This is a genomic window from Paenibacillus sp. V4I9 (assembly GCF_030817295.1).
Taxonomy (GTDB): Bacteria; Bacillota; Bacilli; order Paenibacillales; family NBRC-103111; genus Paenibacillus_E.
Genome location: NZ_JAUSZE010000001.1, coordinates 6,121,140 through 6,135,451, shown reverse-complemented (window position 1 = coordinate 6,135,451; position 14,312 = coordinate 6,121,140). Strand labels below are relative to the sequence as shown.

The 14,312-nt window shown below is 39.8% G+C and carries 14 protein-coding genes and 1 pseudogene; 9 read left to right on the top strand and 6 right to left on the bottom strand.

Features of this window, described 5'->3' with window-relative positions:
* Window positions 1-72: 72 nt before the first annotated feature.
* Window positions 73-750 carry a hypothetical protein gene (locus QFZ81_RS28320; protein WP_307605520.1) on the top strand — a complete coding sequence of 226 codons (678 nt, stop codon included), beginning with the start codon at window positions 73-75 and terminating at the stop codon, window positions 748-750.
* A 90-nt stretch (window positions 751-840) separates the two neighbouring features.
* Here QFZ81_RS28320 and QFZ81_RS28315 read toward each other — a convergent pair whose 3' ends face one another.
* The 3 genes from QFZ81_RS28315 to QFZ81_RS28305 form a co-directional block, all read right to left on the bottom strand.
* A complete protein-coding gene (locus QFZ81_RS28315) occupies window positions 841-1,629 on the bottom strand; it encodes a hypothetical protein (protein ID WP_307605519.1) in 789 nt (262 codons plus the stop codon).
* Window positions 1,630-1,753: 124 nt separating this feature from the next.
* The gene (locus QFZ81_RS28310) at window positions 1,754-1,948 is read right to left on the bottom strand and encodes a hypothetical protein (protein WP_307605518.1); all 195 of its coding nucleotides are present in this window, start codon (window positions 1,946-1,948) and stop codon (window positions 1,754-1,756) included.
* A 276-nt stretch (window positions 1,949-2,224) separates the two neighbouring features.
* Complete coding sequence (locus QFZ81_RS28305; protein WP_307605517.1) at window positions 2,225-3,160, bottom strand: hypothetical protein; 936 nt, start codon at window positions 3,158-3,160, stop codon at window positions 2,225-2,227.
* Window positions 3,161-3,311: 151 nt separating this feature from the next.
* Between QFZ81_RS28305 and QFZ81_RS28300 the strand changes: the two genes are divergently transcribed.
* Entirely contained in the window at window positions 3,312-3,515 is a 204-nt protein-coding gene (locus QFZ81_RS28300) for a CopG family ribbon-helix-helix protein (RefSeq protein ID WP_307605516.1), read from the top strand.
* Window positions 3,516-3,945: 430 nt separating this feature from the next.
* Here QFZ81_RS28300 and QFZ81_RS28295 read toward each other — a convergent pair whose 3' ends face one another.
* The 3 genes from QFZ81_RS28295 to QFZ81_RS28285 all read right to left on the bottom strand — a co-directional run bounded on the left by QFZ81_RS28295 (window position 3,946) and on the right by QFZ81_RS28285 (window position 7,872).
* Window positions 3,946-5,364, bottom strand: a complete 1,419-nt coding sequence (locus tag QFZ81_RS28295) for a hypothetical protein (RefSeq protein WP_307605515.1) — start codon at window positions 5,362-5,364, stop codon at window positions 3,946-3,948.
* A 937-nt stretch (window positions 5,365-6,301) separates the two neighbouring features.
* A complete protein-coding gene (locus tag QFZ81_RS28290) occupies window positions 6,302-6,982 on the bottom strand; it encodes a protein NO VEIN domain-containing protein (RefSeq protein WP_307605514.1) in 681 nt (226 codons plus the stop codon).
* Complete coding sequence (locus QFZ81_RS28285) at window positions 6,979-7,872, bottom strand: hypothetical protein (RefSeq protein ID WP_307605513.1); 894 nt, start codon at window positions 7,870-7,872, stop codon at window positions 6,979-6,981. Before QFZ81_RS28285 ends, QFZ81_RS28290 begins: the two co-directional genes overlap by 4 nt.
* Window positions 7,873-8,762: 890 nt before the next feature.
* Here QFZ81_RS28285 and QFZ81_RS28280 point away from each other — a divergent pair.
* From QFZ81_RS28280 to QFZ81_RS28250, 7 genes and pseudogenes are all read left to right on the top strand, one after another.
* Window positions 8,763-9,050 (top strand): CD3324 family protein, encoded by a 288-nt coding sequence (locus QFZ81_RS28280; RefSeq protein ID WP_029194044.1) that lies wholly within the window; start codon window positions 8,763-8,765, stop codon window positions 9,048-9,050.
* 153 nt (window positions 9,051-9,203) lie between these two features.
* Window positions 9,204-10,034 (top strand): helix-turn-helix domain-containing protein, encoded by an 831-nt coding sequence (locus tag QFZ81_RS28275; protein ID WP_307605512.1) that lies wholly within the window; start codon window positions 9,204-9,206, stop codon window positions 10,032-10,034.
* A gap of 102 nt (window positions 10,035-10,136) precedes the next feature.
* Window positions 10,137-11,114: a Gfo/Idh/MocA family protein gene (locus QFZ81_RS28270; RefSeq protein ID WP_307439204.1), complete on the top strand. Its 978-nt coding sequence runs from the start codon at window positions 10,137-10,139 to the stop codon at window positions 11,112-11,114.
* A gap of 44 nt (window positions 11,115-11,158) precedes the next feature.
* Window positions 11,159-11,989 (top strand): sugar phosphate isomerase/epimerase family protein, encoded by an 831-nt coding sequence (locus QFZ81_RS28265; protein ID WP_307605511.1) that lies wholly within the window; start codon window positions 11,159-11,161, stop codon window positions 11,987-11,989.
* A gap of 374 nt (window positions 11,990-12,363) precedes the next feature.
* Window positions 12,364-12,495 (top strand): annotated as a pseudogene (locus QFZ81_RS28260) (helix-turn-helix domain-containing protein); the annotation flags it as partial.
* Between the two features lie 151 nt (window positions 12,496-12,646).
* Complete coding sequence (locus tag QFZ81_RS28255) at window positions 12,647-13,618, top strand: SDR family NAD(P)-dependent oxidoreductase (RefSeq protein ID WP_307439208.1); 972 nt, start codon at window positions 12,647-12,649, stop codon at window positions 13,616-13,618.
* A gap of 28 nt (window positions 13,619-13,646) precedes the next feature.
* Window positions 13,647-14,204, top strand: coding sequence for an SRPBCC family protein (locus QFZ81_RS28250; protein WP_307605510.1), 558 nt, complete (start codon window positions 13,647-13,649; stop codon window positions 14,202-14,204).
* Window positions 14,205-14,312: the final 108 nt, after the last annotated feature.

Here is a 14,312-nt window from a genome sequence, read left to right as displayed (position 1 = left end):
ATCATGACGATTTCATATGAAAAAGGAAGAGCCTGTCGAATCAAGCCAGTATACAAAAGGGGCATATACATAATGATGCAAAAATCAATTCGTCTGAGTCCAGTAATAATGGAGATCATAAAGAAACAATTGAAGATCTCAACTGAAAGATGCTTCACATTACATGCTTTAAAACCAGAAAACTTATTAAGTGAATTTGAAAGTGTGCAGAAAGCGTTTAAGCAGCTAACGAGTTTTGCTTCTAAATGGGAATCAAGTGTATTACTTGAGACGGAAAATAAACATGAGAATAACCAATATGGCAAATATACTTTAGACATTTCAATTAGTGGACCGCTACTGGAAAGAGTAAAATCGATTGTATTAAGTGAACAGAAGTTAGAGCGTGAAAAGAGAGTGCAGCAAGAACTAGAGGAAAAAAAAGGATTCTTTTCCTTGAAAACTATCTTATTAACACACCATTATTTTCTATTCACATTGTTTACTGATGAAGAACGAAATAATATGACAAATTTAATTAACTATATGACAGGAAGTAATTATCCTGAGTTTGATACGGACATAGGTGACTACTTATTTGAAACATGTAGTGAGGCATTATTTTATCAGTTTTTTGATATTTTAAATGATGAGTCTGAAGATCAGTTGTGTAACTTTAAAAGTATAAATAGGGAAGTTTTAGATAAATGGTTGGCTATTCAAGATGAAAAGTGGGGTGGAAGCGAACGAAAAGTTGTTCCAATTGAATAATTGCTACTTAAAAAACAGTCCAATTAATTACAATTACTTGGACAAAAAATGCCTAAGAGCCGTTGATCTGGTTGGCTCATAGGCATTTTTTTATACTGCTTGCTTTGATAATCCCATATTGCAATAATGTTGAAGCTCACACAAATTACATTTTGGGTCACTGCCGCAGATATTGGCATAATCGAGTGCACAGTACAACCACATTAAATTATCCAGGTAAGTGAGATTTACACCTGATTCCTCAGCAATAACACCCATTATTTTGACAGTTTCAATTTCTGATGGATAGCCGCTGCAAAAGTTTAGCCTTTCATCACCAATGATTCGTCTAATATGTAAGTCAGGCTTGATTGCCTTAACACCGACATTTCTCAAATATTCAAGAGCCAATGTATAGCCCATCTGTTTTAGTTTGTATTTTCTTCCTTGCCCTAATTCCCAAGCAATGTTATCCGGAGTGTCACTTACCACAAATTGATCAAGGCTACCATAAACAACTTCAATTTGCTCAAATATACGAATGTTATAATCTAGGTTCTCCATCTGCTTATCAATGGACCGATTACCACACTTAATGTTCTTCAATTGTTTAGCTAGCACAGTTTTATCCGATTGCTTGATCTTATCAAGCTGAAAGCCGAAAAAGATGTCGGTTATTTTGTCCATATTCTGAACGATTGGTCCCCAAGGTCTTTGATTGCTTAACATGGAGAGGATCAGACCTTTCAGGTGTTCATTTATTGAAAATGTTTCCCCTCGATCTCTCTGCTCTGATCTGCTTACTTGACCAAGCTCAAAAATCGCTTTGCTTAGATCGTAACCAATATTATTTAGAGTAGCTTCCATTTTATTCACAAGCTCTTTTGAACTGATCTTCATATGACGACACCTTCCGACACTAGACGTATATCCATATGATACCATGTGTCCGAAGTTCTGAAAACGACAAAAAAACGATACTACATCGACTGTAAGCCAATGACGTATCGTTAATAATAATAGATTACTCTGTAATTTCGATTTGTATTAGTCCTGCTTCAATCATCTTGCCAACAAGCTCATTCAGTTCACAGTTTAGCAAAAGCAGCTTATGTAAGTCTTTTTCCGGCAATGTGTTCATACTCAGCTTTTTTAGTAATTGGTCTTTTTCTTTGACACTTTTGACATAATGACTTATCAATTTATCTTTCGTATCCATCGTTTCAACTCCTCATATTCAGTTGAAACATATCTTTCTGTAAAGAAAAATAAATGTACACGTTCTTCATTGACGAGAGACAAATATAAGGAATCCAATAATCAAGCCTATTATGATCATTATAACATTATAGAAAACAACAGGATGAGTGTTATGCCTCACTCCACAATGAGGACATACCTCAGCTTTTTTTGAAATGCTGTTTCCACAATCTTTACATGGCATCATCCGTTTATTTCCTGTCTTAGTGGCATCCATTTAAATGACTCCTTCCAGCTAATTAAAATTGTATTTGGCGATTGTATGATTATCAATATTCTTATAATCTTGACTCTCATTTTTCTTGACCCAATCCATAAAGATAGTAGGACCTACTTGAGAGTTAGTCCAAGTGCTGGCTGGCTGTGTAATTGCTTGATTATTGCCAACAGATACTAAAAGACCCATTATTCCGTCAGGCTTATTGATCTGAATGGATGTCCGCAGAATTGGTAAGCCAGTAGCATAAGCCGCAAAAGTAAAATCACGAGCAACTTTCTCAGCAGCACTCTTTAAATATGGACCATCTACTAAATCGTAGCTTGCTTCGACTGCATACTTTCCATTTCTCTTATAAATTTGTAATCCTTTAAGTTCAGTCGCAGTTTTATCAACCGCCGCTCTAATTCGATCTTCGTCTGTTAAACTGGCCCTTGTTTTAGCTTGGTCTGGATAATGAATCTTGTCTTGAAATAATAATGCCTTATATTCAGCCAAGTATTTGACGTTACTTCCGGACATATATTGACCCTTATCACCTAAAATTTGCTTAACATTATCCGGCTGATCAATTCCATTAAGAAATACTTCCGTATTCAGAGTCATTTCTTGAGGACTTATAGATGCATCTATAGCAATTTCTCCTGAAAGTGTTGTGTTTTGTACGACTGCTGTCTGCTCGATGCTAGTCTTAACCTTGTTCTTATCTAAATGCCACAGATTATATTTCACTATCGTTCCGTCAGGTAAATTTGTATTTGCCTGTATGCTGAGCTTAGTCCCCATTATAGAAATTGTGTTTTTTATCTCTGGCACTATCATTTCAGACTTGATAGCAGTGCTTTGAGATGCTGTGTTGTTACTGTTTATTTTTCCAATAAATAATGTGACAAGAATGACGTTGATAGACAATAACGACAGAATAATAAGCGTCTTCCAAAAAGTCTTATTCATAATTCCTCCCATGCTGAGCTAATTGTTTTGAGAATATCTGTAAATAGCATTTTATCACGCACCCGGTAATTTGTAATTAAAATATATTGCATAATGTGTTCTATCGACATTCTCTTACAGTTTCTATACTGGTGTAAGAGGTGAAAGCAAAATGAATAATGACGACTTTATTGTGACACCTAAAGAAAAGTCCGTAACGATAACCATACGAGTAGATAAAGCCATTGCTGACAAATTAGATGAATTAGCATTACAAAGTGACCGCTCACGAAATGAATTGATCAATATGGCTCTGGATTACGCACTTAAAAACGTCAAATTCATTAGCAGCACAAATGAAAAGAAACGCAAATAAACCAGTCGAAGGGCTGGTTTTTGAATTTGTATTTACTTTACAGTTTGGAATGCTTATTTTAACATGCTCCAGAAATGTCTATTTTGGTCTAGAGTGACTTTATAATGCTTATACGATTAATTTATCGTGTAGCTATTGAAAGCCCTTAGGAAGCTACGATGAGTTTCTAAACATGCTCTCATGCTGTGCTAATTCTTTTTGATAACTAATGAGCTTACCAACAGGCTCTATAAAGTTAGCAAACGTAAAAAGTAAGGGAGGGGGATTATAGGGGGAAGGTAGGAAAGGTTTATCTTTAGGCTTCTTCTTTTATTCTTTATCTTCTAAAGAAGATTTCAGAATAAAAGAGTTATCGGTGATGTTACCATCACCGATTCATAAGTTTGTGTAAACAAACAATTCCAATATATTATTTTCCAGTTGTTACATGTTACATGTACAAATACTCGTTTGGTATGTCATAACGGTCAGCCAACTCTACAATTATTTTAGATGTAATATTATAATAGCGCCTTGTTTTTCCTTTGTTCATTGTTTTTTGTTCCAAATTTAAATTTGCTAGCTTCTTTCCAAGAGCAGTCCGTCCTACAAATCCAGTTAATTCTCTATTTTCCTTTGAAATAAAGAACTGATAAATTGAATCATTGGAATACCATGAATCCGAATCATCTTCATGATCTGGATTCAGTTTCGTTGTAAGTCGATATAAGAAAACAATCATTTTCGTTGCTTCATGGTCAAGGTAATTTTCATATTTTCTCTGTTCTGAACTCTTGTCCATCATCTGAGAAAGTTCACCTGTAAAATCAGTTGCATGCTCTAAGTCAATATGAAAAGAAATAGTCATTAGAGGTTGCCATAAATCTTTTTCTCTATCGCTGATATGGTCAGGTAGCCGAATATTTGAGCTTTTACCAACATATTTTGCAGTAATCTCCGAAGAGTGCATAAGTCCAAAACGAAATAATTTTTCCTTGAATATTTGGATTCTTCCTTTTTCTTCCTGGTAATTAAACTTGCTCCGTTCTTCATTTTTAGGCTTTTTAAGCATTCGAATGGTAATACATCGCTCTTTAAGTGTATCTTGTATGTCGTTAATACTAGCAATGGCTTTAGGGCAATAAATGCCGAACAGTTCTGGCTCGAAATCATCTTTGTTTTTCTTGCTCTTAGAGAGCTTGCTATCTGCATGAAATCCTGAACGTAGGATACTACCTAAATCAGTCGCTTTGGTTTTGTCCATCATCTCAAATTCATCAATTAACAATGTTGGTGAAGCCAACTCGATCATACGATAGAGTGAAGCCGTCGAAGAAGCTGCATCCAACAGCAAACCATTGAAGGAGAGCTTGCTCAACAAATTAAGAAGTGTTGATTTTCCGCTTCCTTTTTCTGCATTTAGCCAAAGGTAAGGATAGTATGTGAAACATTTAAATTGATAGGTGCCCATAATCCAAGTCGCAAGAAGTCTGTATTGGTTAGCATCATCCAAATAAACGAATTCAGCAATATATGCAGTCAGTTCATTAGATAATATTTTTGTGTTAACAATTGTGGTGCTCTCATAGCACTTTCTAATAATTGATGGTGTTAGTTCTTGAATTGGAGCAGTTCTTTGAAGTTCTCCAAACCCAAACTGGTTCCTCGCTTCATCCTCATCAAGCACATCTCTTTCAAGATTCGAATCACCTGTTAAAAATACCCAATTATTTTGTTTCGGATCAAGATACCCATAAATTATTGTATTCTTCATAAAGTCTTGTGCTGGATGAATCCTTTCGGTATTTACTTCTAGAATACTAAGTTTCTCAAGTGCCTTTATTTTTGCTTCCGATAACATTTTTCCCATCTACTACATCCCCTTTGAAATAGATCTCATTAAGAATTATATGAACCGATCTATGAAACTAAACAACGGGGAAAACAAATAGACTAAAATTGTATAGAAAGATGTTAATTAAATGTAATGTGTAACGAAATAGAAAAATTCCAATCTGGCATAGGGCGCTGTATCGTTACACTCATGTATGTTACAGTTACAGTAAACTAATGCAATGATTTTGAACAAATTAAGCCCATTAATTAAGAGATACTATTTTGATTCGAATTATTCTAACCAATGAGCAAGCAATAGCTCAGGTCGCTTTCCAGCGCTTTATAAATCGTCCTGCATAGTTCGTATCGTTTATGATTGCTTAAGCTGATTTCGTGCTGTCCTGTCGTCTCTGAACGTCATATCTACAGTTTGTTTGCGATTGTTTAATGTATAATTTTGACTTACTGTCTTATCGATGAATTTCTGTGCCATGTACATAATCCTTGCCAATAAAAGAATAAAGCAGGCCATTACTTAACTTTGTGTGAGTTTAAGTATTGGTCTGCTTTTTTTATGCTTACAGTTTTGTTGTAAATTAGGTGGAAAGAATTTATGTTGCATTTGATTAGTCCCAATTAAAGGTCAACTTAAGAAATACAATTACTTAAGCATAATTTGCTGTATCTGTATGATCATTTTTCTGGTAAATTTTCAATGCAGTCCAAGAAAAGAAGCCATAAAAGAATAGCAACCCATATACTAACTCCTTTAAATTAAAAAGGAGTTGTTGTTAAATGAATAATGAATATTATCAAGACTTTATCAAAATCCTCGCTGAAATGGTCCAAGAGTATGAAGCCTCAGACAACGAAACCACCGACGAAGAATCAAAATGAGGGGTAGCAAGCCCCTTTTTATCTCTGTCATAGTTTACGCTCCCCATGATAAAAAGCTAATTAATCTACTTTCCTCATTTGTTCAATAGTTTTCTTACTTTTGAAATATACGAGTTTAGTAGAATCCTTTCTTTATTCAAGATATATCTCTCGTTGATGTTAACGATAAACCGATCCGCTTTTATTTCAATGTTCGAAAGTCTTGTCATTTGGGTTATTACTACATAATCAATCTCCAGCGTTTCAATTGGGTTATCGATGATATGCCCAGAAATGGTTTTTTCGTCATCGTCAATCTTGATAAACATGATATGATAACCATTTCGCTTTTTATTAGCAACCCTTAGTTCGTTTTGGGTGATGTAAAATTTATTGTTGTTCTGCGTCGTAGTTTTCACTTCAAACGCGTGTGTTTCGCCATCTATATAAACTTCAATGTCGTAACCTATTCTGGCATTGCCCGATACAAGCTTAACCATACCAGGATACTCGACTTCTAAGTGTTTCATGGCAAGAATTTCTCCGAACTGACCGACTGCTGAATTAACCTTGACCCAGCCAGGTATAGGATCGTCATCGTTAGCTACGTCATATTGTATGTTCTGCTGTTCAAGCTCTGTTTGCTTTTCTCCAAGGTCAGTATAAAACGAGTTTATTTCAACATCCTTCTTCTCTTTTATTTGAACAGTGGTCTTATCCTTAACTACATACAGCGGCAATCCTGCTTCGATGTCGTAAACCTTAACTTTGCTCATTTTTTGGTACCTTGGGCGCATGTTTTTTTGCACACTATCCACTTGGTTTCGGTTTCATCGGACTCATATTGAATTATTGCCCAGTTATCAGGAGTATTCTCATAAATCTCTCGACACATCGGACATTTAAAGAAATTGATTTTTCGAGTTTCTTCAACGTCTTTCCAACGAACTATTCTATCAATAAGGCCTAGTTCCTGAAGCCTTTTGCCAATATCGCTTAATCTTTCTTGGTTCGTATTGCTATTAACCAACTTTAACACTTTTTTATTGTTAATAATTATTTGATGGATTCGTTCATTTACCTGAACCGGCTGACTCCTACCCTTTAGTTGAAAGGTGCGATTTTCAAAGTCATAGTTCTTTTCAATGCATTGGTGCAATTCGCTCAGTTTTAAGCCATACTGATACACCATTTCAAATACGAAAAGGCGCACAGAATCTGTTTTAAACTCATTTCGTATTAAAATGATTTGCTCAATTGTTAAGGATTGTCTTTCCTCAAGGAAATCATCTTTCAATTCATTATTTTTAAACAGATAGCTGTTTAGCACATCAGGCGAAAAGGATAACTCTGTGCCATTTTCAACTAAATACACCAAGAAATTTTTTGTGTAATAGATTTTATTGTTATTACTTGAAGCCCTAGCTACACCGCCCACAAACTCTTCGATATTTCTAATGTCTAAATTTTCGGCATTTATATCCGGGTAAGCTGCCAACAAATTAATAGCATTATTAGACATCTGGGATTTTGTCCCTACTTCGTATTTCTTGGGATGATTGTCTAACCACTCCTCATATGCTAAATACCATGTTCGGTTTATGTTATTTAATCGCTGTAAGTGAACTTCCTTCGGAACATTACTTTTTGTTGTTTTTGTTCTCAATTAAACTACACCCTTCGATAAAATGATTAATACCCACATTATACCATTGCTTGGTGGTGTTTAACTAAAACAAAAATATTACATTGCGCTAAACTAGCCATTAACTTAATAAGAAAATCAACACTGAATTTTTTAACTAAGTCAAAAAAAAAGAAGCGCCAAGCATAGACGCTAGTGCTCACACAACAAACCTCACTTCAATTGTCTCTGAAAAGTTGTATCTATTTGTGATAAGGTTCACCGTACCGAAAGAATAATGCTCAATATTAAATTTCAAACCGCACTTCAATCGTTTCTGGAATGTTGTAACTAGGAGAAAACGAATATAACCATTCTTTCACTTGAGAACGAGCTGGAAATATGAGTAAATATAAAGGTAGCCGGCCGGCTAATTACTTCGGAAAGGAGTGATCAAAGTGATTACAACAAAAGCAGAGGTGGTCTCTGCGTAAGCAGAGTCCATCGTTCCAAACGGGGGTCGCTAGGCCCCCGCATATTTTTCCTGAATGAGTAGACAGCGAGATGCTTTTTACATATAATGAGAATGTGAACACGTAGTGAACACCATAAATTAGGAGAGACTTTGCTCTCCAACCCAAATTCAAAAATTAAACTATCTGGTGAAAGGAGTGCTTTTTAATGAACACAATGACAGTAGCGATGAATGTTGCGGCCGCCGCAGAGGTACTCGTCTCCTAACTGAATATCATTCGTGGAATAACCGTTCACCTGAATTGTATAATTGCATATACAACCGACAGGCACGATTATGATCGTGTTTTTTTTATTCCATTTTTTGAGAATGGTAGGAGGTTATGGGGCGATGAAGATACTCTCTGCAAATCAGACAAAGTTTAACTTTGCTCGACAATTTGAGGAGGTTTTCATCCATGAGTTACAAGAACGGGAAAGACGTTCTTCCCCCTAACCTATTAAAACAATTACAAGAATATATCCAAGGTGAAATTGTATATATCCCTAAGAAAGAGCAGAAGCGCGCTGGATGGGGAGAAAATAACGGAACACGTATTATCATTGAGCGCAGAAATCGAGAAATTTTCCGGTTGTACCAAACTGGTTCCACTGTGATGGAACTAATCAAAGTCTTTCATTTATCGGAAGACAGCATCCGCAAAATCATCGTGAAAACACGCGAATTAACAGCCAATCAAGCATAGAAGCAGCATCCCTAGAGGTGCTGCTTTTTTTTCGTTAGCCTGCTTAGTATAAATTGTCGTCAAATTGAAGGAAATGTTTTTAATTTCTTGAAATTAAAAAGAAAGAAAACGTTAGCAAGCGTCCGATCGCTTTTTGGAGGTGGTGCAAGACAAATGCAAGATGAGCTGGATATACGAAGTTTTATCGGCACACATGATGCCGATTTTTATGATGATGGATTTCACCGTCATTCGGCTGTTGAAATCAGTATCGTGCTGGAAGGACGGTGCTTGTTCGAGTGGTCGAGGCGAAGCTGGATGGAAGCAGGGCATATCGTCATTATCCCGTCAGACTTGTCACACAGGTTTGAAGCCGTGACGAATGTGAGGTTCGGGGTTATTTTGCTGCAGGGCGTAACGGCTCGTACGATGGAGCTGGTTGCGAAGCTAGGAGGCAGCGGATTTACTGGCTACGGGGGCGGCGCAGATAGCTCGCCTTTATTCCTTGCTTTATCCAGATTGGACAAAGAGCGATTCGAGCGATTGTTCCGGGAGTGGCTGCGGATGAAAGCGTCGTTCTTAAAGGAAAAACAAGCCAATTATTCGGCATGGATGGAAGTGCTGCTGCTTTTTTTACTTGAACATTCGCAGCAGGATTTGCAGGGGATGACGGTGACGAAAGCGGCTGACTACATTCGTGAAAATGTGCAGGAATCGGTTCACATTTCTGATTTGGCAGAGATGGCCGGTTTTACGGAGGCCGCTTTTCGTCGCGTTTTTGAACAAATGTACGGCGTTAGCCCAAAGCAATATCAGCAGCAGTGTCGTTTGCAGGAGGCAAAATGGCTGCTTAGCTCAACAGATAAGGATATACGTGAAATCGCCGAGCAGGTAGGCTTTTTCAGGTTGCATTCCTTTTCACAGTGGTTTAAGGAACAAGAAGGTCTCCCGCCTACCGTTTGGCGGAAAAGTCAACGGTTGCAGCACGGTTCGATGTTGGACTAGTTGCGTTTTGCGTAAATTGTGGTTCGGTTTCCCTAAATACAAGCGCTTTCTGATTCGATATGCTAATGGAGTAAACGTAAACACTTAGGGAGGACACGACGGATGGAAAAAGTAAGAATTGGATTTATCGGTGTAGGCGGCATGGCAGAGTACCATATGAAAACATTGCAGCAAATCGATGACGCAGTGATTACGGCCGTATGCGACATGAACGCGGATCGGGCGAGGGAGATAGCTGAGACTTTCGGCGCAAACACGTACGAAACTGTGGAACAAATGATGGATGCGGGAGTTATCGATGCGCTTTATATATGTACGCCGCCTTTTGCTAGGGAAGGGATTGAAGAAGCGGCTGCAGCACGGGGCATACATCTGTTATCGGAGAAACCAATCGGCTTACATATGGAAGAGGTACGTCGTAAAGAACAGATCATTCGCGATTCGGGTATTATTCATTCGTCAGGCTATTGCTTGCGTTATCTGGATACTGTGCAGAAGGCAAAGCAGTATTTGGCTGATAAGCAAGTAGATATGGTGATCGCGTACCGAATTGGCGGCATGCCGGAAGTAGGTTGGTGGAGGCTCATGAATCGCTCGGGCGGCCAACTTGTAGAGCAATCGACACATCAAGTGGACTTGATTCGTTATTTGGCCGGTGAGTTTGACTACGTCCAAGCGAACTATGAGCAGAGACACATCCATCGGATCTATCCTGAGGCAACCGTGTATGATGTGGGTATCGTATCTTTCGGGCTACGCAGCGGAGCACTTGGCACGATTAGCAATACGAGCTTGTCTCGTCAAATTGGACGCGGGGACGTGGAGTTTTTCGGGCATGATTTCTACGTGTCAATAAGTGGAATGACGGTTCGGATTGTGGATGACACGCAAGACGTGACTTTGACGTCGGAGATGGATTTTTACCTCGAGCAGAATCGGGCGTTTGTCGCAGCTGTGAAAACAGGACTGCAGGAACTAGTGCTTGGTGATTATAGTGAAGCGGCAGCGACGCTTGAGGTTACGCTGGCGGCGAATGATTCGGCGGTTGCGAAGCGAACGATAACGATCACTTCGGCATAAGAGTACGAATGTTTCCACTTTGAAATACACGAGGAGGTTAAGGCATGTTAAAAGGAGTAAATCAATGGTGCTTCCCTGAAGGAATGCCGCTTCAGCAGTTATTCTCGATTAGCCGTGAGGCTGGTTATGACGCGGTTGAACTGAATGTCAATCCGTTAGGCGGTGTTGGCTTGACCATGGAGACGACTGCAACGGAAGCTGAGGAGATTGGCCGCATGGCAAAAGAGTTCGGTATTCAGCTGCGAAGCTTGTCTACCTCTCTGCTGTGGCATACTCCGCTATCTTCGGCGGACGCGTCTGTACGAGAGCAGGGGCGTCGCGTTGTAGAGAAACAGCTTGAGCTAGCGGAACTGCTAGGTATTGATACGGTGCTTATCGTGCCTGGAGCCGTCAACGAGGAAACCTCGTACGACGATTGTTATAACCGCAGCTGTGGGGAACTAGCTTTGCTGGTGAAAGAAGCAGAAAGACGTCGCGTTCGCATTGGCATCGAAAACGTGTGGAACAAATTTTTGCTTTCGCCACTTGAAATGCGTGCTTATGTCGACGATTTGCAGTCTTCTTATGTCGGGGTTTATTTTGATGTAGGCAATATTTTGCATAACGGTTATCCACAACAGTGGATCAAAATTCTTGGTTCCCGTATTTTCAAAGTGCATGTGAAGGATTACCGACCAAGTGTAGGCACAGGCAATGGTTTTGTCCCGCTGCTCTCGGGCGATGTCAATTGGACGGCAGTTCGATCGGCGTTAGAGGATATCGGGTATACCGATACGGTAACGGCTGAAGTCGGTCTGTACGCAGAAAGTCCTCTGCAGACGGTATATGACACTTCTCGGCACTTGGATATTATACTTGGCGGAGCTGAACGATAGTGGGGAAGCCAGAAGAATCGCTTTCTTATAACAAAGTGATCGGACTCCAATTTTTCAATTTCGTCCTTCGTCAGCCAGGTTACCTCCATGATAGTGGGAATGTCTAATTTCTTGTACATGATCATTGGCATTGATCTAACTGGTAAAGAGATTTTCACTCATCAAGTGCGTAAATATATTAATGAGTAATTGATTTTGTTTAACTAGCTACATTGTTTGATGCTGCAATTCAAAATTGAGGAATTTTTTGGTGCTTAAACATTGACTTTGGACGTCAATGTTTAAGCACTTTTTTTGTTCAGGGATGTAGTAAAACAGTTCTTTGAGACATTATATATTGTTGTGCATGAAAATGCATTTAGCTCTTTGCGGATATTCTCACAATTGTTTCCGCCGCAATTGAGGTGTTTGCCGAGACCGGTTATTACAGAGCAACTACAGCACAGGTTGCTGAACGAGCTACAATATCGCAGCCGTATATATTCCGATTTTTCCGAACGAAAGAATTAAAAGAAACGTAAGGGAGGCAAAAGAGAGTCTCCTTCATAAAAAAAATTCCCATTTAGTGATTGACCAATCAATAACAAAATGATAAGATGAACTCAAGTTAGTAATTGATCAATAACAAATTAAGAATACGAAATGAGGCTGATGAAAATGGAAAAAGCGATTGTAATTGGAGCAACGGGCGGGACTGGAGCAGCAATCACGGAAGAACTTGTCAAACGGGGGGTATCAACCATTGCGTTTGGACGTTCACGCCAGAAATTGGAACAGTTTGCTGAAAAACTTGGAAATCCGAAGCATTTGACGCTCGCCTTTGGGGACGCAATGTCTCCTGACGACATTGTAGCTCAAGCAGGCGGTGCTGACGTATTGTTCCATTGCGCGAACGTACCCTACCACGAGATGGTGAATAAACTGATTCCGCTAGGCGAATCAGTGATGGAGGCGGCAGAACGGCTTGCGATTAAAGTAGTAGCGATTGATGGGATCTATCCTTATGGGAGAAAACAGATGGATCTTGTCACGGAAGAACATCCAAAGAAGCCTCATACGATAAAAGGAAAAGTACGCCTGAACTATGAACGGATGTTGTTAAGTAATCGATGGACTAAGGCAAAAGTAATGATTGTTCGTTTGCCTGATTATTATGGACCTACGGCTAATGAAGCCTCGTATTTAGGTTCAACCCTGGAAGCGATAGCTGCCGGCAAAATGGCTTTTTTCGTCGGCAACATGCATGTTCCCCGCGAATTCGTTTATTTACCGGATGCAGCTGCGATGGTTGCTGAGCTGGCAGGTAAAGACCTCGCATATGGACAGAACTGGAATATACCGGGTGCTGGGCTTATATCGGGGCGAGAGATCGTACGGATTGCACAAACGGCAAGCGGCCATGTTAAACCGGTCATTCCGCTGAAAAAATTAGGTTTATCGTTGATAGGTATGAGCGTGCCCGTGATGAAAGAAGTCGTCGAGATGCTTTATTTAACCGAAGAGCCGCTGACTTTAAGTGGAGAAAAATACAAACGGTTCATCGGACCGATCACTGCGACGCCGTTCCAGGAGGGGATTACTTCGACTGTTTTGGCATTGCAGGATAGTAAGGCAGCACAAAATAATTGATCAATCAATTACATTAAGGAGATGAAATATGATGTTTAGATCGTTTAATTTAAAGACATTCACAATGAGCTTTCTTCTGCTGATAATCATTCTGATTGGTGTGGGCATTTTTGCGGGTCCCTTTGATGATTCCCAACGGGCCACCATCGATGTCGACCGAAACGCCCAGGTTATCGTCGACCTTTCCATCGATATCGACGCACCACTGGAGACCGTATGGCGGATACAGACTGGCATCGACCAGTGGCCAACTTGGCAGAAAAATGTCTCACAGGCACGCTTATCCGGTCCAATCGCGGTGGGAAGTACCTTTCAGTGGGAGACGCATGGGCTACCCATCGTCTCCACCATCCGAGAGGTCGACCCTACGCGACGCATCGTTTGGGGGGGGCCAGCACAAGGCATCGAGGGCGTCCACGTCTGGACCATCACTTCCACCCCTAAAGGAGTCGTCGTGCACACCACTGAGTCCTGGGACGGTCCGCCAGTTGCAGCCGACCCCGACGGCATGCGCGCGGCACTCACGTCCTCGCTCAATGTCTGGCTCGCCGACCTCAAGAGGACTGCCGAGGCGCAGAAATCATGAATCCCGAAGAAAGAAAGATGTTATTTTTGGCTAGAAGGATGCTATGCAGCATCGCGGAAGCCATTGGTGTACCCGAATTAAAAGGAACGTAAGTAGAGGATTAAGTTA